This window comes from Streptomyces yangpuensis, assembly GCF_001005295.1.
GTDB lineage: Bacteria > Actinomycetota > Actinomycetes > Streptomycetales > Streptomycetaceae > Streptomyces > Streptomyces yangpuensis.
On sequence record NZ_LBMK01000002.1, the window covers coordinates 1,854,265 to 1,877,139 of the forward strand.

Consider the following 22,875-nt stretch of genomic DNA (forward strand, 5'->3'; position numbering starts at 1 on the left):
TCTCGCAGACCAGGTATGCGTGATCCGCATACCTGGTGACGGCTGATTGCTGGTGCCGCACGGCTGACGGGGCGTCGGAAACGACAAAGGCAAGGAGAACGCTCTCCTTGCCACTCTCAACTTATAGCGCGACCGGGGGCTTGCCGCAAGGGCCGGGGCAGGGCGCAGAATCGTCGACCTGAGCCATGACCGCCTTGGAGGCATCGCAGTGAACGAGCAGTACGTGTGGGACCTTCACCAGGTGGACGAGACCCAGGTCGCGTTCGTCGGCGGCAAGGCCGCACACCTGGGCGGGCTGTCGCGCATCGAGGGGGTGCATGTGCCTGGCGGCTTCTGCGTGACGACGAAGGCCTTCCGGCGGATCATCGAGACGACCCCCTCGGCCGACGAGCTGCTCGACCGGCTGGCGCGCGTGACCCCGGACGACCGGGAAGCGGTCCGGATGCTGAGCGCGCAGATCCGGCGGGCCGTCGAAGCGACCCCCGTCCCGGACGATCTCGCTGCGGAGATCACCCGTGCACTCGCCCGGTCCGGCGAGAGGACCGCCTACGCCGTGCGGTCCAGTGCCACGGCGGAGGACATGCCGACGGCCTCCTTCGCCGGCCAGCAGGACACCTATCTGAACGTTGTGGGACCGGCGGCGGTCCTCCGGCACATCAGCCGTTGCTGGGCCTCACTGTTCACCGAGCGTGCCGTTACCTACCGCCACCGGCACGGTATCGATCACCGCACGGTCCACATGGCCGTCGTCGTCCAGCACATGGTTTTCCCGGACGCGTCCGGCATCCTGTTCACGGCCGACCCAGTCACGGGCCACCGGAAGGTCGCCACCGTGGACGCCGGCTTCGGCCTCGGAGAGGCTCTGGTCTCCGGTCTGGTGAACCCGGACGTCTTCACGGTGCGCGACGGTGAGGTCGTCTCGCGTGCGATCTCCGCCAAACAGCGCGCCGTGACCGCCCTGCCGGCAGGCGGTACGCAGGAGGTGGCGATCGAAGCGCAGCGGCAGGAGGAGCCGGCACTGACGGATGCGCAGGCCGTACGGCTGGTGGAGCTCGGGCGGCGGATCGAGGCGCATTTCCAGCGTCCGCAGGACATCGAATGGTGCCTGGTGGACGGTGACTTCAGGATCGTGCAGAGCCGGCCGATCACCACCCTCTTCCCCGTCCCGGAGAGTGGCGACGGGGACAACCACGTCTATGTCTCCGTCGGCCACGGGCAGATGATGACCGACCCCATGAAGCCCCTGGGGTTCTCCATGTGGCAGCTGACCGCCCTGGTGCCGATGCACGAGGCCGGCGGCAGGCTGTTCGTGGACGTCACACAGCGCCTGGCATCGCCCACGAGCCGCGCCGCCCTCCTGGACGCCCTCGGGAAAGGCGATCCGCTGATCAGGGACGCACTGGAGACCGTCCTCGACCGCGGGGACTTCGTACCGTCGCTCCCCGATCCGGACCCGGCAGGGCCGCCGCCCGGCGGGGTACCCGCCCCGATCGAGACCGATCGGGCCGTCGTCGGCCGGCTGATCGAGCGCAGCCGGACCTCCCTCGCGGCCCTGGAGCACGGGATCCGGACGAAGCGCGGACCGGCGCTCTTCGACTACCTGCTGGAGGCGTTCGAGGAGCACAAGCGCTTCGTCGGCGATCCGCTGAGCATGCAGGTGATCACGGCGGGCATGGAGGCCACGTGGTGGCTCAACGACAAGCTGGGGGAGTGGCTGGGCGAGAAGAACGCCGCGGACACACTGACGCTGTCCGCCCCCGACAACGTCACCTCGGAGATGGGGCTGGCACTGCTCGACGTCGCGGACGTCGTCCGCCCGCTGCCCGAGGTCGTGGCATTCCTCCGGGCCGTCGAGGACGACGACGACCACTTCCTGGACGAGCTCGCGAAGCTCACCGGCGGGCCCGAGGCGCGTGACGCCATCGAGGCCTACCTCGACCGGTACGGCATGCGCTGCGTCGGCGAGATCGACATCACCAGGCCGCGCTGGCGCGAACGCCCTGGCGCGCTGGTGTCCGCGATCCTCGACAACGTGCGCAACTTCGAACCGGGCGCCGCCGAGCGGCGTTTCGAGCTCGGGCGGCAGAGGGCGCGGCAGAAGGAGCAGGACGTGCTGTCACGCCTGCGCACCCAGGCGGACGGGGACCACAAGGCCGAGGAGACCAAGCGGATGATCGACCGGGTCCGCACCTTCATCGGGTACCGGGAGTACCCGAAGTACGACATCGTCAGCCGCTACTCCCTCTACAAGCAGGCCCTGATGGGCGAGGCCGGTCGCCTGGTACGGGCGGGCGTGCTCACCGAGCGGGAGGACGTCTTCCACCTCACCTTCCAGGAACTTCACGAGGTGGTTCGCTCGAACCGGACGGTCGATCCGCAGCTCGTCCGGCAGCGCGCAGAGGCGTTCCGGGCGCACCACGCGCTCACGCCGCCCCGGGTGCTCACCTCGGACGGTGAGGCCCTCACCGGGGTGTACCGCCGGGACGACGTGCCATCGGGCGCGCTGGTCGGCGTACCGGTCTCGGCCGGGGCCGTCGAGGGGCGGGCCCGGGTCGTCCTCGACATCGCGGAGGCCGATCTCGAAGCGGGCGACATCCTGGTCACGGCCTTCACCGACCCCAGCTGGTCGCCGCTCTTCGTCGGGATCGCGGGCCTGGTGACCGAGGTGGGGGGCCTGATGACCCATGGCGCGGTGATCGCCCGGGAGTACGGTCTGCCGACGGTCGTCGGCGTGGAGGGGGCCACCCGCCTGATCAGAGACGGTCAGCGGATCCGGGTGCACGGCACCGACGGGTTCGTCGAGATCCTGCCCTGACAGCCACGGTCCGGTCTTCTCGCCGGCGAAGTTCCTACAGCCTCCTGCCCGTCGCCGACGAGGCGCCAAGAGGACTGCCCGGAAGTCGATTTGACCAAGCCATGCCATTCATTTGATCATTTGCTGTTCCCTGTAAGCGAAGACGAAGGAGCACCATGCGCGTCAGCGCCGCACGCCGTCTCTCCGCCCTGGCCATCACGGCCGGACTGACCCTCTCCGCAGCCCTCTGCGCCGCATCCCCGGCCTCGGCCGCCGCCATCACCTGCCGGGAGCAGGGCGGTGAGCTGTACGTCACCAAGTCCTCGGCGCCCGTGCGCACGACCTACTACGAGACCGGCCGGGTCGTCGACACCGTCTACCGGACCAACCGGCTCAACTTCACCAAGCAGTGCACCAACTCGAAGGGCAACCTCTGGTACTGGGTCGACAGGACCTACGGTGTGAAGGACGGCTGGATCTACTCGGGCAACGTCGCCCGCATCTGATCCCTGCGCAAGGCGTTCAGCGGTCCTCCTCGGGGCCGGGCCGGGTGTCGAAGTTGCCGTACCCCTTGAGCTGGTGCGGCTTGAGGCGGCCCCCGGAACCGGGGTCCGGTCCGGGGCCCGGTCCGGCCCCCGGCTCCCGGCCGGAGGGCTCATCCGTGTGAAGGGGGCCGCTGTCGCGGGCCTGGATGCGCCGCCCCCGGGCGAACGCGATCAGCAGGAACGCCACGATGGCAACCCCGACCAGCAGAAATATCCAGATCATCGCACTGTCCATGTACTGCGTATGCCCAGCAGATCGTCGTCATGCAGACCCGCCCCGAATGGCGGAACGGTCCGACCGCGCGGGCCGAACTGCACACGGCAGGGCCCGAGCGGCCGCGGGCGGGCGGGCAGGGACGGATCTGCGGGCCGGGCCCTCCGCCGTACGGGCAGGATGCCGGCGTGCGGCGGTCGCTGTCGGCCACCGTTTGGCTACCCGTGCCACGGTCGAGGCAGGGGCCGTGCGATCGGCGCTCACGAGGGTGCGGAGAGAGGCGTCGGCCACGGTGGTGCAGAAGTGACGGCGGGAAGAGCCGGCGTGCGAGAGATGCGCAGGGCGCCCACTATGAGCGGGTATCCCGGATCATCTTCGCCTGTCAGGAGTACACCCATGCTCGAACGCACGATGCGCAAGGACCGCACCGAAGTCACCTTCGTCCTGCCGGTGGACGTCCCGCCCGGTCCGGTGAGTGTGGTGGGCGACTTCAATGACTGGCAGCCCGGAGCCCATCCCCTCACGGCACGCCAGGACGGCAAGCGCGCCGTGACCGTCGAGCTGCCGGGCGAGAACACCTACGCCTTCCGGTACCTGGCGGCTGGGGACTACTGGTTCAACGACGAGGGAGCCGGCGACCGGGACGGCCCGAACAGCCGCCTGCACACGTAACCCTTCCGCCTCGGGAGCCAGGGCGGACGACGTCGACCTCGCCGGACGCCCGGCACACCACCGCCCACCCGCCCGGGCCGGCGCTCCACCGCAGCGGCAGGCCTCAGCCTGCCCCTGTGCGGCCGTGTCGCCGCAAGGCAGTGGCACTTCCTACTGAGCACGGTGGGGTTTGTGCGGGGTCGCCCGCAGCCGCGTTGTGGCGGGGAGGGTCCGGGCCACCGTCTGGCGGGCGCGTTTCAGCGGCCCGTCGCACAGTGCCTGGAGGGCCTGGCCGGGCTCGGCGTCGGGGGTGAGGGTGAGGTCGATGTGCGCTTCAGGGCGGCGGGACGAGCCGTCCACGCGCGCCCGTGCCCGCCGGACCCCGGGCAGGTGCCCGGCGTCGGCGGCCATGGCGTCGCTGAGGGCGCCTTCGCGCAGTTCCACGCCGTCCCGCGCCGGGTCTCCCACCGACAGGTCGCCCGGGTGGGTGCGGCGCAGTTGTGCCAGGAACCACCACAGGGCGAGCAGGATGGCGACGGCCAGCACGGCGATCACGGTGGGCCACCACCAGATCTCGTCGGTCCAGCGGGTGCGGTCGGCGTCGTCGAGCAGGACGTCCTGGGGGGTGGTGAGGGGCCGGCCGGCGGGTGCTGACAGGCGCAGGCGCCGGTAAAGGTCGAAACCGCCCGCCAGTACCAGGAGGGCCGTGCCGAGCACGAGGATCCCTGTGAGGGCCAGCAGCACTCGGTTGATGACGGATTTCCTGTGCATGGGATCTCCTCTTCCCTCGGCCCTTATGGCGGCTCAGTGCCGACGCGGGCGTACCCGGACTCGGAGGGACGGACGGTGGGCGAGGGCGAGCCGGTCGAGTTCCTGCAGCAGCGAGGTGCGCACATCGGCCCGGACGTCCGCGGGGGCGCGGAACCGTACGTCCGCGCGCGCCGTGGCGTGCCTTCGGGAGAACCGGACCCTGGCAGCACTCACTCCCGGTACGCGCATCGCAGCATCACGCATCCGTAGTTCCGCGGCCTTGCGGTCCAGGACGGCGTGCATCTGCGCGTCGGGGGTCTTGAGAGGCAGGCGGTGGCGCAGGCCGGGGGTCAGCGCCAGGACGATGAGCCAGAGGCCCAGGGCGGCGAGGACGGCGCCGCCGGCCTGTATGGCGCTGTCGTCCAGCGGGCGGGAGGCCAGTTCGTCGGCCAGGTGCCTGCGCCAGGCTGCGGCCGACTGACCGGCCCGCACCCTGATGACGTCGGCCAGAAGGGTGCCGGCCGCGGCCGCGACGGCCAGGGCCGTGAGCGCGGCGGGGATCCGGCGCTCGGACCACGGGCGCCGGGAGATCGACTGCGGTCCGGTCGTCGGAGGCTGTTCGGTCAGCAGCCCCACCGTGCGAGAAGTGACACCGTCCACCGCTGGGAGTTGGTCCTTCTCCGCCGAAGGGCGGTGGTCGCGTTCCATGCCGGCTCTCCTTCCCAGGCCCGGGTGGCTGCGGCTCACCGCACGCGGCGGTGTCCCAGGCCGTCGGCGGCAGCGAGGTGCTCGATGGCGAGGGTGACTTCGGTGACGTGCATCCCCGTCAGCCGGGCCACCCGCTCCCTGACGTGGTGCTGTACGTGGCGGGCGGCGTCGGCCAGGTCGAGCGGGTAAGGCACATCCAAGGCCAGCCGCAGCCGCGCGGCGCCGCCGCCCGTGGTGGCCGAAGCGTGCGGTGACGTCAGTGCCGCCAGAGCGGCGGGGGCTGCCGGGAGGGTGGCCAGTGCCTCCTGTGCGGCGCGGGCCGCGATGCGGGCGACGACCTTGTCCGGTATGACCGTGGCCCCGCGTTGGGCCGCCAGCAGCACCGGGCGGGCTGAGCCGGCCGGGCCTTGACGGAGGGCAGCTGCAGTGTGCGAGGTCATTGCCGGTTCCGCGAACGCGTGAAGTCGGACAGCTCCAGGTCGCCCTGCAGCATACGGCCGAGGATCAGGCCCACCAGGCCCAGGAACGCCACGAGCAGGAACGCCCAGAAGCCGCCGAAGAATGCGGCGAACCCCAGGGCCATTCCAGCCAGCAGGCCCGTGGTTGCTGCGCTCATTTCACTCACCTGAATTTCCGTCGGTTGGCGTGGAGGGGGTCACTGCACGCGTCCTGCGTCTTCGTCGTTGTCGTCTTCCTCGTCGGGCAGGTGGACGTCGTCGACGGCGATGTTGACCTCGACGACCTCCAGGCCGGTCATGCCTTCCACGGCTGTGATGACGCTGGTGCGGACGTCGGCGGAGATGTCCACGATGGGGACGCCGTACTCCACGACGACGTCGAGGTCGACGGCGGCCTGGCGTTCGCCCACCTCGACCTTCACCCCGCGGGAGACGTTGGGGCGGCCGCCGGAGACCTTGTCGGTCACCGCGCCGAGCGTGCGGGCCATGCCGCCGCCGAGGCTGTGGATGCCCGGTACCTCACGGGTGGCCATGCCGGCGATCTTCTCGACCACACTGTCCGCGATGGTCGTACGGCCCCGCGTCTCGGGCGCCGTGCCGGGGCCGGTCCGGCCGGTGAGGGTCCTGCCCACCGTCGGTGAGTCGCTCCCGCCCGAAGCGGGGCTGCTGATGTCCGACATTTGGACCTCCCCAGGGTGTCCGTCCGGGCGCCGGTGCGGCGCCCTCATCTGTTGGACACCCCGCGCGGGCATTCCTCACGCCGCCGGGCGCACCGGCCTACGCTTGAGGAGTACGTACGGAGGCGGCGGCAGGCGCCTCCGGCAGGAAGCGAGCGGCCGATGCACAACCGGATGGGCACCTCGCCCCAGCCCGCCGTGGGCGTCCCCCCGCACCGCGCCCTGCCGCCGCTCCGCGGAGTCGACAACGTCGGCGTGGCGCAGGACACTGCCGGCTCACTGGACGACGGTCTGCTGGCGGTACGGGCCGCGGAAGGGGACGAGGACGCCTTCGCTGTCCTGGTCCGCCGGCACAGCAGCCGAATGCTCGCCCTCGCACAGCATCTGCTCGGCAGCCGCACAGACGCCGAGGACGCGGTCCAGGACGCCTTCCTCAGCGCGTGGAGACGCCTGCCGGAGTTCCAGCACACCGCGTCGTTCGGCACCTGGATGTACCGCATCGTGACGAACCGCTGCCTCAGCACCCTGCGCCGCCGTACACGTCCCCTCCCTCTGGACACCATCCCCGACCCCGCCACGGACCCGGACAGATCACCGCCCCACGTGGCCGAGATCGACGCGGCGACGGCCGCCCTGACGGCGGCCCTGCAAAAGCTGAGCCCCGAGCTTCGGGTGTGCTGGGTCCTGCGGGAACTGCACGGCCTGCACTACGAAGAGATCGCCCACGTGACGGGCAGCAGGGAACAGACCGTGCGCGGCAGGCTCTTTCGCGCGCGACGCGCTTTGACGGAGGCGATGCGTCCATGGCGCTAGACGAACCGCCCCCGGCCTCGGACGACGAGTCCATGACCAGCGGCGCCGTGCCGGCCGGAACACCTCTGCCTGCCGAAGCCGAGCTGCTGGCGGGTGCGGAGCGTCTACCCTGCGGGCGTCCGCTCGGCCGTGCCTGGCAACAGGCACGCGACGCGGGCCGAGCGCCGGATCCGCACAGCAGCCACTGCCCCCACTGCCGCGGGGCCATCGAAGGGCTCACGGCCCTGGACCGGGCCACCCGGGCCCTGCGCGGCGAGGAACAGCCCGACGGCCACCGCCTCGCCACCCGCATCATCAACGCGGTACGGACCGAAGTACGACTGGGTCCCATGCTGTTCCTCGACGACCCCGACCATGACCTGCGCATCGCGGAGAGCGCCGCCGCGAAAGTGCTGCGCCGGGCCGCCGACACCGTTCCCGGCATCCGCGCCGCCAGCTGCCGCATCATCGCCTCGGAGAGCGGCGACGCCACGCACGTCGTCACCATCACGGTGGCGGCAACCCTCGACCGGCCGCTGCGCGGACGAGCCGAGGCACTGCGCGGAGCCGTGCTGCACAGTGCTGAGCACGTCCTCGGCCTGGCCGTCACCGCCGTCAACGTGGAAATCAACGCCGTGCTGGACCTCTCGCCCGTGCCGAGCGACGACCGCTTTGAGCTGAGGGACCGATGACCACCGCCGAGCGGGAGGCTGTCCACCGGACCGCGGCGCGAGCCGCCCTCGGCGTTCCCGGTGTGGTCGCACTCCAGCCGGCACTCGCCGAACGGCTGGCGCTGGCAGCCTCCCGCGTGGTCGAAGCCGTCGGAGCGGGGGCCGCCATAGCCCCCGTGGGGGCCGGCGTCCGCTGCGAAATCGCCCCGGACGGCGTGTGGCACCTGGAGGTGCGCTGCATCCTCGACGAGGACCACCGTGTCGTCGACGTGGCCCGACGGGTCCGCTCAGACGTCGGGGCGGCGGTCGACACCTGCCTGGTCCAGCACGATGCAGCACCGCCACTCACCGTCAGGGTCGTCGTGAGCGTCACGCGCACCATCCGGCCCGCCGCCTGCGAAACGGCCTAGCTGTCTGCCCGGACTCTCCGCGAGCCGGTCCGGCGTACTGACCGGTCAAAGCGATCATCCACCGGTTCCGGCGTAGGCACCGGGAGCAGGCCGAGTATGTCCAGCAGCCGCGCCAAGTCCTGAGGATCGGTGGCGCGGGCGGCCACGGCCCGGCGGGCAGCCGCGCGGCCTGTCGGCGCGCAAAGCGCCAGCAAGGACGGATCGTCACAGCCGAAGGGGTCTTTCACCTGACCGATCTCAGCACGGACACCGCAGCAGCGCACGCGGACGCGTCCGGTTCGCCGTGCGAAGTCGCGGTCCGGGGAGCTGCCGTACTGCGGGGTGGGGCCCGCGGCCGGGACGTCGCAGACGCTGATGAGGAGGGCCGGGCCGCGACGCGGCGGCATCCGCCCGCGTGGCCGGATCTTCCTCGCCACGGCTGCGCTCACCATCGACGGTGCGTGTGCCTGCGGGTGGCGGCCCGTCGCCGGGACAGACCCGCCTGTGAGGCGGCCCGGCCCGGCTCTCGCAGGGGTGGTGCATGAGACTCCCGTGAGAGGAAAGCCGCCCGGTATGAAACGGACAACGAACCCCCAGCACGAAGCCCGCGAGCCCACCACGGCCGGGCCTGACGACGTGGGCCCCGACCAGCAGGTCGAGGAGCGGGCCCCGGACCAGCTCTCGCAGATGCCCAAGCGGTCGTGGAAGGCGGTGCTGCGCGGCACGCTGAAGGAGTTCCAGGACGACGAACTCGCCGACCGAGCCGCAGCGCTCACCTACTACGGTGTGCTGGCCCTCTTCCCGGCGCTGCTGGTGCTGGTCTCCCTGCTCGGTATCGCTGGAGAGTCGGTGACCGCGCAGGTCCTGGACAACCTGCAGAAGCTGACCCCCGGCTCGGCGCGCGACGTGATCACCGATGCGGTCCGGCAGCTCCAGGGCAACGCCGGCATCGGATCCCTCGTGGCGCTCGTCGGCCTGGCCGTCGCCGTCTGGTCGGCTTCCGGGTACGTCGCCGCGTTCATCCGGACCTCGAACGCCGTCTATGACATTCCGGAGGGCCGCCCGGCGTGGAAGGTCCTGCCGCTGCGTCTGGCGCTGACGATCACGCTGATGGTCCTGGCCGTGGTCAGCGCCCTGATCGTGGTGTTCACCGGCGGTCTCGCCCGGCAGGCGGGTGCCGCTCTCGGGGTCGGCGACACGGCGATGACGGTGTGGTCGATCGCGAAGTGGCCGGTCCTGGTGCTGCTCGTCACCATCATGATTGCGATCTTGTACTGGGCGGCACCGAACGCCAGGGGCCGCGGATTCAAGTGGATCACGCCCGGGAGTTTCCTGGCCCTGGTGATCTGGATGATTGCCTCGGCGGGCTTCGCCTTCTACGTGGCGAACTTCGGCTCGTACAACAAGACGTACGGCACGCTCGCCGGCGTCATCGTGTTCCTGATCTGGCTGTGGATCACCAACCTGGCCATCCTCCTCGGCCTGGAGTTCGACGCCGAGATGGTCCGCCAGCGCGCCATCGCCGGCGGCCACCCCGAGGACGAGGAGCCCTACGTCGAGCCCCGGGACACCCGGAAGTGGAGCGACGAGGACCGCCGGCGGCTGGGCTGAGACCCGTCCGACGAGCACCGGACCTGGCAGGAAGTCCTGGTCGCCGCAGCCCCGCAGGGGGCGGTGTTCGCCGTCGTCAAGGCTGTTGTCGGACCGTGCGGGAGCAGTCGCCACCCGGCGCCTCACCGGTACCTGGCCCGGTTGAGCCCTCAGCGGGGTCGGCGCCGGTCCGTTTCCGCATCCCGGTACCCGTGAGGACGGTTCAGGTCAGGCTCCAGGACCAGGTGCCGTCCGCGGCGACGAGGCAGGCGAGGACGAGTACGTCGGTCAGTCCCAGGGCGATGGCCAGTTGAGCCCGGCTCGGCCGGGTGGTGCGGCGGTGGAGGGCGAGCGCGCCGAGGACCACGGCGACGGGACCGAGCAGCAGGTTCATCACGAGCAGTCCCACCAGGCCGAGGACGAACGCGGTGACGGCCATCGCATCGGCGTCGCGGGTGGAGGTACGGACACGGACACGGGCGCGGGCGGCGTTGCGCGGTTCGGTGTGCGGGCTCATCGCAGGCCTCCGCGGTCGTGGTGGAGGCGGGCGGCCCGCTGCCGGCCCGACTGCCGTTCGCGCGCGGCGAAGAGGCTCAGCCACAGGGCGATGGCGAGACCGGCTGCCGCGCTGACGGGCACGGGGAGGTGGGCCACGGCGCCCAGGAGGACGCCGAGCACCAGCAGAGCGGCTACGAGGAAGAGCATGGGATGTCCTTCCAAATCGGTAACAGTTGTTCACTGATTACCCGGTTCAGTTCGGGTCCATGCTGGCGGCGCGCGAGTGTGACGCGGTTGACTGCCCGTCATGAGTGCTTCCCCCGGGGTCCGCGAGACCCAGCGCCGCCGCACCCGCCGTGTCCTGCTCGACGCGGCCCTGTCGGTGCTGGAGGAGCGCAGTCTGGGGAGCCTCGGGCTCAGAGAGGTCACCCGGGCCGCGGGTGTCTCTCCCACCGCCTTCTACCGGCACTTCCGGGACATGGACGAGCTGGGGACGGCGCTGGTCGAGGAGGCGCTGGCCAGTCTGCACGTGACGGTGCGGGACATCCTCGCCGCGACCGGTGACCCCGAGCGCCGCGGAGAGGCCGCGGTGCACCTGGTCGCCGAGCTGGTGCGCTCGCGGCCGGCTCACGTCCGCTTCCTGGTCCGCGAACGCCACGGCGGGGTCGCGGCGGTGCGGGATGCCATCGCCGGGCAACTGGACGTGTTCGCCGAGGAGATAGAGGCGGTCCTCGGAGCGGATCCCCTCAGCGCGGGGTGGCCCCGGCCGGACGTGACGATGCTGTCGAGACTCCTGGTGGACCACATGTTCATGACGGCCTCGGCGTTCCTCGCCGCCTCGATGCGGGGGGATGTGCGGGGTGACGACTGGGCGGCCGCCACCCGCACCGCGCTGGGCCAGCTCCGTCTGATCCACCTCGGCCGGCTGCACTGGCCGGGGTGACCCGGGCGCGTCGCCCGGCGAAGGCATCGCCGCCGCGGTCCGCGAAGCGAATGGTCCGCCCATTGCCGGGCACGTGCGTCCCAGGACCGTGCGCAGGGGAGGCGGGGGCGTGACCGGGAACGAACTGACGCCGCAAGAGACGGCGGCCTGGGACCAGTTGCTCGCCGACCTGAACGGCGACGGTGCCCCCACGCAGTCCCATGGGGCGAGATGGCGTGCGGCCGGGCGTCGGATCGGCATGACCACGCTGTTACTGGCCGCGCTCATCATGCTCCTGGCAGGGAGCTTCGCCGGCTCGGGGTTCCTGGCCTGGAGCGGGGTGATCGCGTGGACAAGTGCCGTCCTGATCATCTCTCACCACCATGGCCACGGCCCCCGCCTGCCCATGGGCCGGTAACCACCACGGAGCCCGTCCCGTAGAGGCGGGCGACGGACGGCGGCGGCCGCGTGCCGTGCACGACGGCGGCGGCCGCGTGCCGTGCGCGTGTGGAGAGGCCACCCGGGGGTACGTTGCGCCGCATGCGCACCTATGACCTCGTGATCGTCGGGGCCGGATCCGGCAACACCATCGTGGACGAACGCTTCTCCCACCTGGACGTGGCCCTCGTCGAGGAGGCCGCCTTCGGCGGTACCTGCCTGAACCGCGGGTGCATCCCGAGCAAGATGCTCGTGCACGTCGCAGACCTCACCGACGGCATCCACGAAGCCGGCCGGTTCGGCGTACAGGCCGAGCTGGGCGGAGTCGACTGGCCCGCGGTGCGGGAGCGGGTCTTCGGACGTCTGGACCGGGAGGCCGCGGAGGGGAAGCGCGGACGGCGTGACGCCCCGAACGTCGACGTCCTCGAAGGGCGCGCCCGTTTCACAGGCGACCGGACACTGGTGGTCGGTGACGGCGCGGACGCCGTCACCGTCCGCGGCGAGCAGGTCGTGATCGCCGTCGGCGGACGCCCGGACGTGCCCGCGCCGGTCCGGGATTCCGGGCTGCCGTACGAGACGTCCGATACGGTCATGCGCCTGGACCGGCCGCCGCGGCACCTCGCGGTACTCGGCGGCGGCTACGTCGCGGCCGAGCTCGCGCACGTCTTCCACGCGGCGGGCAGCCGCATCACGGTCATCGAGCAGGAGGACAACCTCCTCGCCGCGCAGGACGAATCGGTTGCCGCCGCCTACACCGCGATCGCCGCCGACCGCTACGACCTGCGGACGGGCACCGCACTGGCCCGTGTCGAGGGGGAGCCGGGACGGCTGCGCCTGGTCCTGGACGACGACACGACCGTCGAGGCGGACACCCTGCTCGTCGCTGTGGGGCGCACGCCGAACAGCGACCTGATCGACGCCGACCGGGCGGGGGTCCCGCTCCACGACGACGGACGGGTGGCGGTCGACGCCTTTCAGCGGACCGGCGCCCCGGGAGTATTCGCCCTCGGCGACGTGTGCACGCCCTTTCCGCTCAAACATGTGGCGAACCGGGAGGCCCACGTGGTGGCGCACAACCTCCTGCACCCCGGCGACCCCATCCGCACCTCTCACGGGGCCGTCCCCGCCGCCGTGTTCACCCGGCCCCAGATCGCGCAGGTCGGGCGGACCGAGCAGCAGTGCCGGAAAGAGGGACTCGACTACGCCGTCTGCGTGCGCCGCTTCGCGGACACCGCCTACGGCTGGGCCCTGGAGGACGGCACGGGCTTCTGCAAGGTGCTCGCGGACCGCCGTAGCGGACTGCTGCTGGGCGCCCACATCATGGGCCCGCAGGCCGCGAGCCTGATCCAGCCCCTGGTGGTCGCCATGAGCTGTGGCATCACTGCCGGCGACCTCGCGCGGACCCCGCTGTGGATCCACCCCGCGCCCACCGAGGTGATCTCCAACGCCCTCCTCGACCTCCACCGAGCCCTCGGCCACCGATGAACTCAGGGCAGGGGCGTTCCGCCGGTGGCGTCGACGAGCTCGCCGGTGATGCAGGAGGCCCCGTCCGAGGCGAGGAAGACGAAGGCGGGCGCCGTCTCCGCGGGCTGCGCGGGGCGGCCCAGCGGCGACTGCTCGCCGAATGCGCGGGTGCGGCCGGGCGGGCACCCGACGGCTCAAGGGCGGCCGTGGCCTGCCCGTGCCCGACCGCGCGTTCCGCAACGGGCCGGCTCAGCCGCTCTTCAGGCGGCGGAGGAACTCATCTCCCAAGCGGCGCTGCAGCTCCGCCAGTTGATCGTCGCTCAGTCCCTTGAGATCGCCCGGCGCCCCTCCCGAGCCCTTCGCCGCTTCTTCCTGCTGCTTCTGCTGCTCCCTGCGTTTGAGTTCCTGCTCCTCCGGCGATCCGGGCACCGCGTACGCACAACGGATGAGCGCACCGTCGGCCGCCTTGAGACAGGTGGCCTCGCGCCCGTCGACCGGTCCTCTGCCCTCCACGCGGAATCGGATGTTCTGCTCGCTGCCGACCGTGGCCGTCCACGTGCTGCCACCGGAGGGGACGACCTCGAACACCTGATCGTCGTTGTAGCAACAGACGTCCCGGTACTCGGCCTTGATGAGGGCCACGAGCGCCTTCGGCGACGACCAGGCCGGATCGAGGCGGTGGACGGTCATCGGCGCGAGCGTGCCGCCCCGGTGCCGCGTGGGCACCGTCGAGACCGCCACCACCGAGCTGGCCTCACCCTGGGGGGTGAGGGGGGTGACGTAGGCACTTCCGGCCCCGCCCGCGGCCGTATCGCCGTACCGCAGGGTGAACTCGGACTCGTTGCCCTCGTTGGCGCCGTCCTCGGAGGCGTCCCAGCCGCTGCGCTCGAACCACCAGTCACTGAAGCCGCCCACCGCCGCCGTGCCCTCCCGCTGGCGGGCGGCGAGGCTCAGCGGATAGGACGGGCCGGGGACCGCGGACGTGTCGGTGGTCACCGTCAGCTTCCCGGTCGAGCCGTCGTAAAGCGCCACACCGGCGGGACGTTCCGTCACGACGAAGAGCCCGGTCTGGCGCTTGAGGGGGACGACCACGACCGGCGTGCCGTCGGAGCAGGTCACATAGGCGTCGCCGGCCTCGAAACGTACCCACCGCTGCACACCCGAGATCTTGCGGCCCAGGTTGTGGGTGAACCAGCCGCTGATCCGCGCGTCCGCCTTCTCCAGGTCGAAGGGGCAGCGCACCTGGCTCCGGCCGCTGCCGCCCAGCGGGACCTCCTGGACGAGTCCCACCTCGTACCCGGAGAGCCAGCCCCGCCGCTCGACCAGGGTGCCGAAGCGGTCGGAGTCGGGCAGGTAGGTGATGTCGGCGATCTCGCCGGTGACGTCGCCGAGGTGCGGAGCGGCCTGAGCCTCGCCGACCACGTACGGGGAGCGGGCGGAGAGGGCGGGGACCGGATCGGTCACGATCTGCGCGGTGGCCATGTACGCGCGGTCCTGGAGGTACGCCCCGTACACCAGCCAGCCGACGCCCAGCACCACGGCGGAGACGGTGCCCAACCACGCCAGGACGACGGCCGCGTTCCCGGCGTCGGGGTGTCCCGCGCGCCGTCGGAGCCACCGCGCCAGCAGCCCGGCCCCGATACAGCACGCCACGGCCAGCAGGGGCAGGGCGAACCAGGCGAGGAGCTTGCGCAGCTCCCATACCAGGACCGTCGTGTAGTAGGAGGCGTACCACACTGCGAAACCCGCCACCAGCAGGGTCAGTCCCCAACGCCAAGCCCGGCCCATCCGTACCCCCCACCCCCCGGCCCGGGCCCCCCGCCCGATGCCGCAGACTCGATTCTGCACCCCCGGGCGCGCCGTGTCACCGGATCCGGCGCGGCACGGTCAGCGGCCTGACCGGGCACGGCCGACGGCCGACCCGGCCCCGCGACTACATGGGGTCCATGGTGGCGCTCTCCGGACCTCCGACCTCCTCGCACTTCGCACGCAGGTGCACGGCCTTCTCCATGAGCCGCTCCCGCTCCGCGGGATCGGCAGCCCGCTGCGCCTGCAGTTCCAGTTGCTCGGCCTTCTGCCGCATCTCGCCGGCCACCCTGCTCCGCTGCTCGTCACCGGTCATGTCTCGCCCTTTCGGTGCGCGTACGGTCTCCGCCGGACGGTGAGGTACCGACCGGCTCCGTCCTGATGCGCCTACCCGCGTCACCGCGGGGCTGACACGGAGCGAGGCGACGTTCACGATTTCAGGGTTCTGACGGCGCTGCGTACCAGGGGATCGCGTACACGCGCCGGGGTATCGCGTCTCCCATTCGGCCGACAGCGACGTGGGGCAGGGCCCGATGGCGGGTAGGCGCCCTGCATGAACACCACAGCCCTTGCCCCCACGCGCGTCGTCCGCGCCCTGGACACCGTTTCCGGACGGTGGCTGGCGGCCCTGGACCGCCTGGAACGGAGCAACCTGGCCGACCCGGCGATCCGCGTCCTCCAGCGGGGGATCCGCTCGCTCCCGTTGGGTGACGTGCGGGACCTGCTGAGGGGACGGCCACTGGGCCATCCTCTCCATCCCGTCCTCGTGCAGGTGCCCATCGGATGCTGGCTCTCCGCCGCGGTCCTGGACGTCGTCCCCGGTGAGCGGCGTGCGGCCACCACCCTGACGGCCGTCGGCCTCGCGGGGGTGGCCCCGGCCGCGATCGCCGGCTGGGCCGACTGGGCCGACCTGCCGCCCGAACAGGCCAGGGTGGGCCTCGCCCACGCCGTCGCCAACGCGGCGGCCGTCAGCTGCTACGCGATCTCCCTCGGGGCACGCCTCGGCGGCCGCCCCGCGAAGGGCCGGCTGTGGGGGTGGGCCGGTCTGACGGCGGTGGGCATCACCGGGGCACTCGGCGGCCACGTCGCCTACCGGCAGGCCGTCGGGGCCCACCCCACCTCCTGAGGCCGCATCCGCAAGCAGCGCCGGCCGCCGGGCGGGCGGGAGTTCAGCGGCCCCAGCGCAGCGCCGGGGTCTGCACCGGCGCGTCCCACAGCCGCAGGAACTCCTCCTCGGCACGGCAGAGGGTCACCGAGCACCCCGCCATGTCCAGCGACGTGACGTAGTTGCCCACCAGGCACCGCGCCACGGGTACCCCACGGTCCGCGAGCACCTGGGCCACGGCGGCGTGGAACCCGTACAGCTCCAGCAGCGGCGTCGCACCCATCCCGTTCACCAGGGCCAGCACCGGCCCGTCGGCCGGAGCCACGCTCGCCAGGTCGTCCAGTACGGCGCCCACCGCGAACTCCGCGATCTCGTGGGCCGTCATCATCGGGCGGCGCTCGCGGCCGGGCTCGCCGTGGATCCCGATGCCGAGTTCGAGCTCGCCGTCGGGCAGGTCGAAGGTGGGGCTGCCCTTGGCGGGTGTGGTGCAGGCGCTCAGGGCCACACCGAAGCTGCGGGAGGCCTTGTTCACGCGCTCGGCCACCGCCGCGACCTGCTCCAGCGGAGCGCCCTCCTCGGCGGCGGCCCCGGCGATCTTCTCGACGAAGAGGGTGGCTCCGGTGCCGCGCCGGCCGGCGGTGTACAGACTGTCGGTGACGGCCACGTCGTCGTCGACCAGCACGCGCTGGACGCGGACGCCGTCCTCCTCGGCGAGTTCGGCGGCCATGTCGAAGTTCAGTACGTCCCCGGTGTAGTTCTTGACGACGAACAGCACCCCCTGGCCGGAGTCCACAGCCTTGGCCGCCCGCAGGACCTGGTCGGGTACGGGAGAGGTGAACACCTCGCCCGGACAGGCGGCCGACAGCATTCCGGGTCCCACGAAGCCCGCGTGCAACGGCTCGTGCCCGGATCCGCCGCCGGAGACCAGGCCGACCCGGCCGCCCTCGCGGGCCCCCTTGCGGACGACGACCCGGGCCTCCACGTCCACCTCCAGGTCCGGATGGGCGGCGGCCAGGCCGCGCAGGGCATCGGCGACCACGGTCTGAGGACTGTTGATCAGCATCTTCACGGCGCATCTCCCAGTGGGCTGACAGGTGACTCTCCGAGCCGCGTGCATGCAGGTCGCCCCGCGGGGCGGCACGCCGATCGCGCAGCGCTCACCTCGACGGTAAAGGAGCCCGCCCCGCAACGACAGGCAGGCAGGGCCCTGGGCGACCGAGATCGTACGGACTGTCCGAGACGGCCGACATGGGGGCCGCCGACGGCACGCCGATCGCGGGTGATGGCGTACAGCACCCGATAGCGGCCGACGTGGATCCGGCACAGCCCCGGGCCGTGGATGGCGGCACCCCGCGGGCGGGGGTCGCCGGACAGGAGCCCGACGGCGTACAGCAGCTGCCGAAGGCCGCCCGGGTCGTCCACGAGGTGCCGGGCCGCCCCGTGAACGGCGGCATCACGCGCCGGCGGGCCGCCCGCTGGGCGGGGTGTCCGAGGCGGTCCAGGAGGCCGGGGTGGCCGAGGTGTGCGGGTGCCATTCGGCCAAGAGGATGGTGGCGTCGTCGCGCAGGCGGTGTTCCTGGTGGGCGAGGAGCTTCTGGACGAGCCGCCGCAGGGCCTCCGCGCCGCTGTGCCCGGACGCGAGTGAGCGGATCACGGTGTCGGTGAGACGGTCCTCGCCGTAGAGGTCGCCGTCGGGGGAGCGGGCTTCGGTCACCCCGTCGCTGTGGATCAGGACGCGGTCGCCGGGCTGGAGCCGGACATGGTGCCGAGCGGGAGGTTCCTGGTCGTGGAACCCGAGGCCGAGGGGGAGTTGGGCGTCCCGTTCGAGTGCCCGGGGGAGGACATGGCCGTCGCGGATGAGCAGCGGTGGCGGGTGGCCGCAATTGATCCAGCTGAAGTCGCCGTTGTGGGTGTCGAGTTCGGCGACGACCCCGGTCATGAGCCGGTCGGGGATCCACCGGGCCAGGGTGCGGTCGATGGTGGTGGCGATGTCGGGGAGGGTGCCGCCGGAACGACGCGTGGCGCGGCAGGCCGCGACGGCGGCGGCGCTCGCTCCGCCGGAGGCCAGGTCGTGACCCATCGCGTCGAGCATCGTCACGTGCAGGACGCCGTCGATGAAGGTGTGGTCGAAGGCGTCGCCGCCGATGTCGTAGGCCGGCTCCAGCATCGCCGCCGAGGTCGCCTCGGTGGTGCCGATGGTCCGCGGTGGCAGGAACGCCCACAGCAGTTCGGCCTGGAGACTCATCGGGCGTGTCCGTTGATGGCGGACGAGGAGGTCGTTGTGGGATGACTGGGACACCACCAGCAGCGTGGCCAGACTCGCCAGCGCCCGGCCCGCCTCCATCCGGTCGGCGGCCGGGCCGGAGACCGAGGCCTGCATGACGCCGACCCGTTCGATGCCGTCGATCATCGGGAACCAGGCGGTGCCCCGGTCACTGCTGAGATGGACCCGCTGGGTGCGGTAGGCCAGCCCGGCCAGGGAACCCTCGATGTCGAGAGCGGCCGGTACCTGCGGGCCCTGGGGCTGAGGGAGAAGGTTGAGCCGGCCCTGCTGGATGTCGGCGAGGAACAGCCGGGCCGAACCGATCCCCAGCCGGCCGGCGGCCTCATCGATCAGTGCCGCGAGGTCCAGTGCCGACGCCTCGTGAGAGCGCTCGAGAACCCACGCCAGGACCGGGCCCAACCCCTCGCCGTCTCCCGCGCTCACCAGGAACGCCCTTCCCCATCGCACTCCATCGGATGCTTCTCCTCGAGACGGGAACCCATGGAGCCATCTTGACCAAGGAATCCCGCGTCGGCCCGGTCGACACGGCGCCGGCCGGCCGCGCCGCGGCATCGGAAGGTGACGAGCAACCCCGCCGGGCGGCGAACCGACGCGTCAACCTCATCACCCCGCCGGCCCCTGCGGAACCCGCCCCCTCATGGGCGTGAGTCCGTGAGGGTCAGGTGGGGCGATGCCAGCGTTCTGCCTCGCGGGTACGGCGCCTGATCACCTGGAGGTCGATCAGGGCGAGTACCACCAGGGCGAAGCAGATCGCGGCGAGGACGACGTACACGGTGCGGGGCGGAGCGGCCCCGGCGGTGGTCTGTGAAGCGAGGTACGCCAGGAGGGCGCTGCCGGCGGCGAACACGGGGATCGCCCACAGGGACAGGACGCGACGCAGGCGCAGGTCGCTGCGGGCCCACTGGGCTTCCGAACCGTCGTGCCGCCACCGTGCGGCCGCCTGCCGCGCGTGCCGGTCGGCGGCGCGCAGACCGGCTTGTCTGCGTGCGGAGAAGCCCATGCCCTCACCTCGTTTCATGCCGGCCGGTGGTCCGGCTCGTCACGTTCCTCGGGATCCCGGCGTTCCAGCGGGCGAAGCCATATCCGGCGACTGCCCAGAAAACCCGCCCGGATGCCCTGAGGGCATTGCGGGACATTCCGGTTCACCGGCGTGGCAGGGGGCACGCGCACCAGGGGGGCCACACACCGAGCACCACACTGCGCAGCACACTCCGCAGGAGGCGTCATGAAGGCACTCACATGGCACGGCAAGCGGGATGTCCGCTTCGAATCAGTTCCCGATCCCGGGCTCCGCGACCGCGACGACGTGATCGTGAAGATCACGACCACCGGCCTGTGCGGTTCGGACCTGCACCTCTACGAGGTCCTGGGGGCGTTCATCGACCCCGGCGACATCCTCGGGCACGAGCCCATGGGCATCGTCCAGGAGGCGGGACCGGAGGTCGGCTCGCTGAAGCCGGGGGACAGGGTGGTGATCCCGTTCAACGTCTCGTGCGGCACCTGTTTCATGTGCGAACGGGGCCTGCAGTCCCAGTGCGAGACCACACAGGTGCGCGAGCACGGGACGGGCGCCTCGCTCTTCGGGTACACGAAGCTCTACGGACAGGTACCCGGCGGCCAGGCCGAGTACCTGCGGGTCCCCTTCGGCAACCACCTGCCCATCCGAGTGCCCGACGGACCGTCCGACGAACGGTTCGTCTACCTGTCCGATGTGCTGCCGACGGCCTGGCAGGCGGTCGAGTACGCCGCCGTCCCGCAGGGCGGCAGCGTCGCCGTACTGGGCCTGGGCCCCATCGGGGACATGAGCTGCCGCATCGCCGCCCACCACGGTGCCGGCACGGTCATCGGTATCGACCTCGTTCCCGAGCGGCTCGAGCGGGCCCGCCGCCGCGGCTACCACGCCCTGGACCTCCTGGAACGGGGCGAGGGCCTCACGGATGCCGTCCGTGAACTCACCAGCGGGCGCGGCCCGGACGCCGTCATCGACGCGGTCGGGATGGAGGCCCACGGCAGTCGTGTCGCAGCCGCCGCGCAGAAGATGACCACGTTCCTGCCGGATGCCGTGGCCGCGGCCCTGATGAAGCGCGCGGGCGTCGACCGGCTGTCCGCCCTGTACACCGCCATTGACCTCGTCCGCCGCGGCGGGACCGTTTCGGTGTCCGGGGTGTACGGGGGCGCGGCCGATCCGCTGCCCCTGCTGACCGTCTTCGACAAGCAGCTCACCCTGCGTATGGGCCAGGCCAACGTCTGGCGCTGGGTCGGCGACATCCTTCCCCTGCTCACCGACGGGGACCCCCTCGGCGTCGACGACTTCGCCACGCACCTGTTGCCGCTGCAGGAGGCCCCGGGCGCGTACGAGATGTTCCAGGAGAAGCGGGACGGCGCCGTGAAGGTGCTCTTCACACCGTGACAGGGACGACTGCCAGAGGACGTGCCGGCGCATGCTTTCGGCCCCGGGAACTCCCGGGGCCGAAAGCACTCGCCGGGCCGAAGCCGGCCGGAGCGATCCGCAGTCAGGAGGACATGGCCTCCAGGAGTTCGCCGACCTGCGGGTCGGGGAGCGAGCGGGCCACGTTCCCCGACGCGGCCCGTGATACTGGTCAGCCCCGCCGGAGCGGGGCTGCGCCGTACGTCTGCCCGCTGCCGGGAAGCCCACACCTGGCCTCGCACAGCGATCGGTTCCTCCCTCGCCGAGGGAGGAACCGATCGCAGTGGGCCGTGCGGCCCGTAACCCTGGCGCGTGGCCGTGGCGCGTGGCCGGGGGTCACGCGTGCCGGTGCGAGCGCCGGTTCCCGATCACCAGCCGGTAGAGGGCCAGCAGGATGACCGAGCCGACGATGGCGGCGATCCAGGTGGAGAGGTCGAAGAAGCCGTCGATGGAGTCGACGCCGAAGATGACCTTCCCGAGCCAGCCGCCGAGCAGGCCACCGGCGATCCCGATGAGCGTCGTGACGATGATCCCGCCCGGGTCCCTGCCCGGCATCAGTGCCTTGGCCACGAGTCCTGCCAGCAGGCCGATGAGGATCCAAGCGATGATGCCCATGTGCGTCTCCCGCCGTGGTGCTGTGTCAGGTAACTGTCACGTCGCTTGTGCACGCTGCGCGCGATCTCAAACTCCGGTGGCCGCCGGCTCCGGATGGCAGAGACTGGGGAGACCGGACGGAGAACGAGACGAGAGGCGGCGGCTCCGATGTCCCAAACGGTGCTGATCGTGATCGACATGCTCAACACCTACGAGCACGAGGACGCCGAAGCCCTGGTCCCGTCCGTCCGCCGGGCGCTGCCCGGCATCACGGCCCTGCTCGAACACGCCCGCGCCGGCGAGTCCCCCGTCGTCTACGTGAACGACAACTTCGGGGAATGGCGCTCCCACCACGGCGAAATCCTGGAGGCGGCTCTCGCAGGCCGCCACAAGAGCCTGGTGGAGCCGATCGCCCCCGACGAGAGTTCACTCTTCGTGGTCAAGGCGCGCCACTCGATCTTCTTCGAAACCCCCCTGTCCTACCTGCTCGGTCAACTCGGGGCGGAGCGCCTGGTCCTGTGCGGACAGGTGACCGAGCAGTGCGTGCTGTATTCGGCGCTGGACGCCCACATCCGGCACTTCGACGTCGTCGTGCCGGACGACGCGGTGGCCCACATCGACGCCGAGCTGGCCGAGGCGGCCCTGCAGTTGATGAGGCGCAACATGTCCGCCGACGTCTGCAGGGTGCAAAACGTCGAGTTCGACGGCTGACCTGGGCGGTCCTCGCCCGGCCGGGACGGGGTCGCGACGCCGCCTGCCTCCGGCGCGACGGCCGGCCGCCGCCGGGCGGCTCCGCATGATCCTCCGGGAGCGGGGAAGACGCCCCGGGCACGCGTGAGGCGCGCGAGGGGCCGGTACGAGAGCCGGCTCACGAGCCCGAGAGGTGGAGCATGACCTCCAAACGAGCGGGCACCGGCCCGACGGACACCACCGCCGGCACCGGCGACCGGGCAACCCCGTGGGGCGACTTCCGGCGGGTGCTCGACCAGATGCGCGGACTACTGGACGGCGTTCACCCGGACGACGGATCCGAAGCCCCGGAAACGGCGCCCCGCGGTGCCGCCGTGGCCGGCGGCGGCCTGCGGTGACAGCGCGCC

The 22,875-nt window shown here is 71.7% G+C and carries 28 protein-coding genes and 2 pseudogenes; 15 read left to right on the forward strand and 15 right to left on the reverse strand.

Annotated elements, in window-relative coordinates; translation table 11 throughout:
• Positions 1–208: 208 nt before the first annotated feature.
• Both rph and AAT21_RS13550 read left to right on the forward strand, forming a co-directional pair.
• Complete coding sequence (gene rph / locus AAT21_RS13545; RefSeq protein WP_046776828.1) at positions 209–2,815, forward strand: rifamycin-inactivating phosphotransferase; 2,607 nt, start codon at positions 209–211, stop codon at positions 2,813–2,815.
• Positions 2,816–2,970: 155 nt separating this feature from the next.
• Entirely contained in the window at positions 2,971–3,300 is a 330-nt protein-coding gene (locus tag AAT21_RS13550) for a hypothetical protein (protein WP_046776829.1), read from the forward strand.
• A gap of 16 nt (positions 3,301–3,316) precedes the next feature.
• Here AAT21_RS13550 and AAT21_RS13555 read toward each other — a convergent pair whose 3' ends face one another.
• Entirely contained in the window at positions 3,317–3,562 is a 246-nt protein-coding gene (locus AAT21_RS13555) for a DUF6479 family protein (RefSeq protein ID WP_052757763.1), read from the reverse strand.
• Between the two features lie 387 nt (positions 3,563–3,949).
• On the opposite strand from AAT21_RS13555, the gene AAT21_RS13560 reads away from it, so the two are divergent.
• Positions 3,950–4,225, forward strand: coding sequence for an isoamylase early set domain-containing protein (locus tag AAT21_RS13560; RefSeq protein WP_046776831.1), 276 nt, complete (start codon positions 3,950–3,952; stop codon positions 4,223–4,225).
• A 150-nt stretch (positions 4,226–4,375) separates the two neighbouring features.
• Here the strand turns inward: AAT21_RS13560 and amaP are convergent, their stop codons facing one another.
• Genes amaP through AAT21_RS13585 form a run of 5 tightly spaced genes read right to left on the reverse strand, consistent with a single transcriptional unit; the run spans position 4,376 to position 6,800 of the window.
• Positions 4,376–4,975, reverse strand: coding sequence for an alkaline shock response membrane anchor protein AmaP (gene amaP, locus AAT21_RS13565; protein WP_046776832.1), 600 nt, complete (start codon positions 4,973–4,975; stop codon positions 4,376–4,378).
• A gap of 33 nt (positions 4,976–5,008) precedes the next feature.
• A complete protein-coding gene (locus AAT21_RS13570) occupies positions 5,009–5,662 on the reverse strand; it encodes a DUF6286 domain-containing protein (protein WP_079025607.1) in 654 nt (217 codons plus the stop codon).
• 35 nt (positions 5,663–5,697) lie between these two features.
• A complete protein-coding gene (locus AAT21_RS13575) occupies positions 5,698–6,102 on the reverse strand; it encodes an Asp23/Gls24 family envelope stress response protein (RefSeq protein ID WP_046776833.1) in 405 nt (134 codons plus the stop codon).
• Positions 6,099–6,278, reverse strand: coding sequence for a hypothetical protein (locus AAT21_RS13580; protein WP_046776834.1), 180 nt, complete (start codon positions 6,276–6,278; stop codon positions 6,099–6,101). Before AAT21_RS13580 ends, AAT21_RS13575 begins: the two co-directional genes overlap by 4 nt.
• A gap of 39 nt (positions 6,279–6,317) precedes the next feature.
• Positions 6,318–6,800 (reverse strand): Asp23/Gls24 family envelope stress response protein, encoded by a 483-nt coding sequence (locus AAT21_RS13585; protein ID WP_046776835.1) that lies wholly within the window; start codon positions 6,798–6,800, stop codon positions 6,318–6,320.
• A 159-nt stretch (positions 6,801–6,959) separates the two neighbouring features.
• On the opposite strand from AAT21_RS13585, the gene AAT21_RS13590 reads away from it, so the two are divergent.
• The 5 genes and pseudogenes from AAT21_RS13590 to AAT21_RS38905 all read left to right on the forward strand — a co-directional run.
• Positions 6,960–7,610 carry an RNA polymerase sigma factor gene (locus AAT21_RS13590; RefSeq protein ID WP_079025608.1) on the forward strand — a complete coding sequence of 217 codons (651 nt, stop codon included), beginning with the start codon at positions 6,960–6,962 and terminating at the stop codon, positions 7,608–7,610.
• Positions 7,601–8,281 carry an Asp23/Gls24 family envelope stress response protein gene (locus tag AAT21_RS13595; RefSeq protein WP_046776836.1) on the forward strand — a complete coding sequence of 227 codons (681 nt, stop codon included), beginning with the start codon at positions 7,601–7,603 and terminating at the stop codon, positions 8,279–8,281. Before AAT21_RS13590 ends, AAT21_RS13595 begins: the two co-directional genes overlap by 10 nt.
• Entirely contained in the window at positions 8,278–8,670 is a 393-nt protein-coding gene (locus AAT21_RS13600) for a hypothetical protein (RefSeq protein WP_046776837.1), read from the forward strand. Before AAT21_RS13595 ends, AAT21_RS13600 begins: the two co-directional genes overlap by 4 nt.
• A gap of 552 nt (positions 8,671–9,222) precedes the next feature.
• Positions 9,223–10,260: a YihY/virulence factor BrkB family protein gene (locus AAT21_RS13605; RefSeq protein WP_046776838.1), complete on the forward strand. Its 1,038-nt coding sequence runs from the start codon at positions 9,223–9,225 to the stop codon at positions 10,258–10,260.
• Positions 10,261–10,405, forward strand: a pseudogene (locus AAT21_RS38905) (DUF4235 domain-containing protein); the annotation flags it as partial.
• Between the two features lie 57 nt (positions 10,406–10,462).
• Here AAT21_RS38905 and AAT21_RS13610 read toward each other — a convergent pair.
• Both AAT21_RS13610 and AAT21_RS13615 read right to left on the reverse strand, forming a co-directional pair.
• Positions 10,463–10,756, reverse strand: coding sequence for a DUF4190 domain-containing protein (locus tag AAT21_RS13610; RefSeq protein WP_235438777.1), 294 nt, complete (start codon positions 10,754–10,756; stop codon positions 10,463–10,465).
• Entirely contained in the window at positions 10,753–10,944 is a 192-nt protein-coding gene (locus AAT21_RS13615; RefSeq protein ID WP_046776839.1) for a hypothetical protein, read from the reverse strand. Before AAT21_RS13615 ends, AAT21_RS13610 begins: the two co-directional genes overlap by 4 nt.
• 100 nt (positions 10,945–11,044) lie before the next feature.
• Here AAT21_RS13615 and AAT21_RS13620 point away from each other — a divergent pair, with 100 nt between their 5' ends.
• The 3 genes from AAT21_RS13620 to AAT21_RS13630 all read left to right on the forward strand — a co-directional run bounded on the left by AAT21_RS13620 (position 11,045) and on the right by AAT21_RS13630 (position 13,582).
• Positions 11,045–11,680 carry a TetR family transcriptional regulator gene (locus AAT21_RS13620; RefSeq protein ID WP_046776840.1) on the forward strand — a complete coding sequence of 212 codons (636 nt, stop codon included), beginning with the start codon at positions 11,045–11,047 and terminating at the stop codon, positions 11,678–11,680.
• A 109-nt stretch (positions 11,681–11,789) separates the two neighbouring features.
• Complete coding sequence (locus AAT21_RS13625; RefSeq protein WP_046776841.1) at positions 11,790–12,077, forward strand: hypothetical protein; 288 nt, start codon at positions 11,790–11,792, stop codon at positions 12,075–12,077.
• Between the two features lie 122 nt (positions 12,078–12,199).
• Positions 12,200–13,582 carry a mycothione reductase gene (locus tag AAT21_RS13630; protein ID WP_046776842.1) on the forward strand — a complete coding sequence of 461 codons (1,383 nt, stop codon included), beginning with the start codon at positions 12,200–12,202 and terminating at the stop codon, positions 13,580–13,582.
• Between the two features lie 2 nt (positions 13,583–13,584).
• Here the strand turns inward: AAT21_RS13630 and AAT21_RS35480 are convergent.
• The 3 genes and pseudogenes from AAT21_RS35480 to AAT21_RS13640 all read right to left on the reverse strand — a co-directional run.
• Positions 13,585–13,731 (reverse strand): annotated as a pseudogene (locus tag AAT21_RS35480) (SDR family oxidoreductase); the annotation flags it as partial.
• A 79-nt stretch (positions 13,732–13,810) separates the two neighbouring features.
• The gene (locus AAT21_RS13635) at positions 13,811–15,313 is read right to left on the reverse strand and encodes a hypothetical protein (protein WP_235438778.1); all 1,503 of its coding nucleotides are present in this window, start codon (positions 15,311–15,313) and stop codon (positions 13,811–13,813) included.
• Between the two features lie 181 nt (positions 15,314–15,494).
• On the reverse strand, positions 15,495–15,683 hold the full coding sequence (locus AAT21_RS13640; protein ID WP_046776844.1) for a DUF6381 family protein: 189 nt from the start codon (positions 15,681–15,683) through the stop codon (positions 15,495–15,497).
• 237 nt (positions 15,684–15,920) lie between these two features.
• Between AAT21_RS13640 and AAT21_RS13645 the strand changes: the two genes are divergently transcribed.
• Positions 15,921–16,493, forward strand: coding sequence for a DUF2231 domain-containing protein (locus AAT21_RS13645; protein WP_052757764.1), 573 nt, complete (start codon positions 15,921–15,923; stop codon positions 16,491–16,493).
• 43 nt (positions 16,494–16,536) lie between these two features.
• Here the strand turns inward: AAT21_RS13645 and dhaK are convergent, their stop codons facing one another.
• From dhaK to AAT21_RS13660, 3 genes are all read right to left on the reverse strand, one after another.
• Entirely contained in the window at positions 16,537–17,541 is a 1,005-nt protein-coding gene (dhaK, locus tag AAT21_RS13650; RefSeq protein WP_046776845.1) for a dihydroxyacetone kinase subunit DhaK, read from the reverse strand.
• A 384-nt stretch (positions 17,542–17,925) separates the two neighbouring features.
• Positions 17,926–19,179, reverse strand: coding sequence for a PP2C family protein-serine/threonine phosphatase (locus tag AAT21_RS13655; RefSeq protein ID WP_235438779.1), 1,254 nt, complete (start codon positions 19,177–19,179; stop codon positions 17,926–17,928).
• Positions 19,180–19,414: 235 nt separating this feature from the next.
• Positions 19,415–19,756: a hypothetical protein gene (locus AAT21_RS13660; protein ID WP_235438780.1), complete on the reverse strand. Its 342-nt coding sequence runs from the start codon at positions 19,754–19,756 to the stop codon at positions 19,415–19,417.
• Positions 19,757–19,981: 225 nt separating this feature from the next.
• On the opposite strand from AAT21_RS13660, the gene AAT21_RS13665 reads away from it, so the two are divergent.
• Positions 19,982–21,166 carry an alcohol dehydrogenase catalytic domain-containing protein gene (locus tag AAT21_RS13665; RefSeq protein ID WP_046776846.1) on the forward strand — a complete coding sequence of 395 codons (1,185 nt, stop codon included), beginning with the start codon at positions 19,982–19,984 and terminating at the stop codon, positions 21,164–21,166.
• A 354-nt stretch (positions 21,167–21,520) separates the two neighbouring features.
• On the opposite strand, the gene AAT21_RS13670 is transcribed toward AAT21_RS13665, so the two are convergent.
• Positions 21,521–21,799: a GlsB/YeaQ/YmgE family stress response membrane protein gene (locus AAT21_RS13670; protein WP_046776847.1), complete on the reverse strand. Its 279-nt coding sequence runs from the start codon at positions 21,797–21,799 to the stop codon at positions 21,521–21,523.
• 147 nt (positions 21,800–21,946) lie between these two features.
• Here AAT21_RS13670 and AAT21_RS13675 point away from each other — a divergent pair, with 147 nt between their 5' ends.
• Positions 21,947–22,489 carry a cysteine hydrolase family protein gene (locus tag AAT21_RS13675; protein ID WP_046776848.1) on the forward strand — a complete coding sequence of 181 codons (543 nt, stop codon included), beginning with the start codon at positions 21,947–21,949 and terminating at the stop codon, positions 22,487–22,489.
• Positions 22,490–22,668: 179 nt separating this feature from the next.
• The gene (locus AAT21_RS13680) at positions 22,669–22,866 is read left to right on the forward strand and encodes a hypothetical protein (protein WP_046776849.1); all 198 of its coding nucleotides are present in this window, start codon (positions 22,669–22,671) and stop codon (positions 22,864–22,866) included.
• The last annotated feature ends 9 nt before the right edge of the window (positions 22,867–22,875 follow it).

Excerpts from the sequence above, each read along its gene's own strand:
- AAT21_RS13645 (WP_052757764.1), top strand. The coding sequence starts at position 15,921 with ATGAACACCACAGCCCTTGCCCCCACGCGCGTCGTCCGCGCCCTGGAC.
- AAT21_RS13580 (WP_046776834.1), bottom strand. The coding sequence starts at position 6,278 with ATGAGCGCAGCAACCACGGGCCTGCTGGCTGGAATGGCCCTGGGGTTC.
- AAT21_RS13595 (WP_046776836.1), top strand. The coding sequence starts at position 7,601 with ATGGCGCTAGACGAACCGCCCCCGGCCTCGGACGACGAGTCCATGACC.
- AAT21_RS13630 (WP_046776842.1), top strand. The coding sequence starts at position 12,200 with ATGCGCACCTATGACCTCGTGATCGTCGGGGCCGGATCCGGCAACACC.
- AAT21_RS13670 (WP_046776847.1), bottom strand. The coding sequence starts at position 21,799 with ATGGGCATCATCGCTTGGATCCTCATCGGCCTGCTGGCAGGACTCGTG.
- AAT21_RS13620 (WP_046776840.1), top strand. The coding sequence starts at position 11,045 with ATGAGTGCTTCCCCCGGGGTCCGCGAGACCCAGCGCCGCCGCACCCGC.
- AAT21_RS13605 (WP_046776838.1), top strand. The coding sequence starts at position 9,223 with ATGAAACGGACAACGAACCCCCAGCACGAAGCCCGCGAGCCCACCACG.
- AAT21_RS13585 (WP_046776835.1), bottom strand. The coding sequence starts at position 6,800 with ATGTCGGACATCAGCAGCCCCGCTTCGGGCGGGAGCGACTCACCGACG.
- amaP (WP_046776832.1), bottom strand. The coding sequence starts at position 4,975 with ATGCACAGGAAATCCGTCATCAACCGAGTGCTGCTGGCCCTCACAGGG.
- AAT21_RS13640 (WP_046776844.1), bottom strand. The coding sequence starts at position 15,683 with ATGACCGGTGACGAGCAGCGGAGCAGGGTGGCCGGCGAGATGCGGCAG.
- AAT21_RS13660 (WP_235438780.1), bottom strand. The coding sequence starts at position 19,756 with ATGGGCTTCTCCGCACGCAGACAAGCCGGTCTGCGCGCCGCCGACCGG.
- AAT21_RS13680 (WP_046776849.1), top strand. The coding sequence starts at position 22,669 with ATGACCTCCAAACGAGCGGGCACCGGCCCGACGGACACCACCGCCGGC.
- AAT21_RS13555 (WP_052757763.1), bottom strand. The coding sequence starts at position 3,562 with ATGATCTGGATATTTCTGCTGGTCGGGGTTGCCATCGTGGCGTTCCTG.
- AAT21_RS13600 (WP_046776837.1), top strand. The coding sequence starts at position 8,278 with ATGACCACCGCCGAGCGGGAGGCTGTCCACCGGACCGCGGCGCGAGCC.
- AAT21_RS13610 (WP_235438777.1), bottom strand. The coding sequence starts at position 10,756 with ATGAGCCCGCACACCGAACCGCGCAACGCCGCCCGCGCCCGTGTCCGT.
- AAT21_RS13575 (WP_046776833.1), bottom strand. The coding sequence starts at position 6,102 with ATGACCTCGCACACTGCAGCTGCCCTCCGTCAAGGCCCGGCCGGCTCA.
- AAT21_RS13550 (WP_046776829.1), top strand. The coding sequence starts at position 2,971 with ATGCGCGTCAGCGCCGCACGCCGTCTCTCCGCCCTGGCCATCACGGCC.
- AAT21_RS13590 (WP_079025608.1), top strand. The coding sequence starts at position 6,960 with ATGCACAACCGGATGGGCACCTCGCCCCAGCCCGCCGTGGGCGTCCCC.
- AAT21_RS13615 (WP_046776839.1), bottom strand. The coding sequence starts at position 10,944 with ATGCTCTTCCTCGTAGCCGCTCTGCTGGTGCTCGGCGTCCTCCTGGGC.
- AAT21_RS13665 (WP_046776846.1), top strand. The coding sequence starts at position 19,982 with ATGAAGGCACTCACATGGCACGGCAAGCGGGATGTCCGCTTCGAATCA.
- AAT21_RS13560 (WP_046776831.1), top strand. The coding sequence starts at position 3,950 with ATGCTCGAACGCACGATGCGCAAGGACCGCACCGAAGTCACCTTCGTC.
- AAT21_RS13675 (WP_046776848.1), top strand. The coding sequence starts at position 21,947 with ATGTCCCAAACGGTGCTGATCGTGATCGACATGCTCAACACCTACGAG.
- AAT21_RS13570 (WP_079025607.1), bottom strand. The coding sequence starts at position 5,662 with ATGGAACGCGACCACCGCCCTTCGGCGGAGAAGGACCAACTCCCAGCG.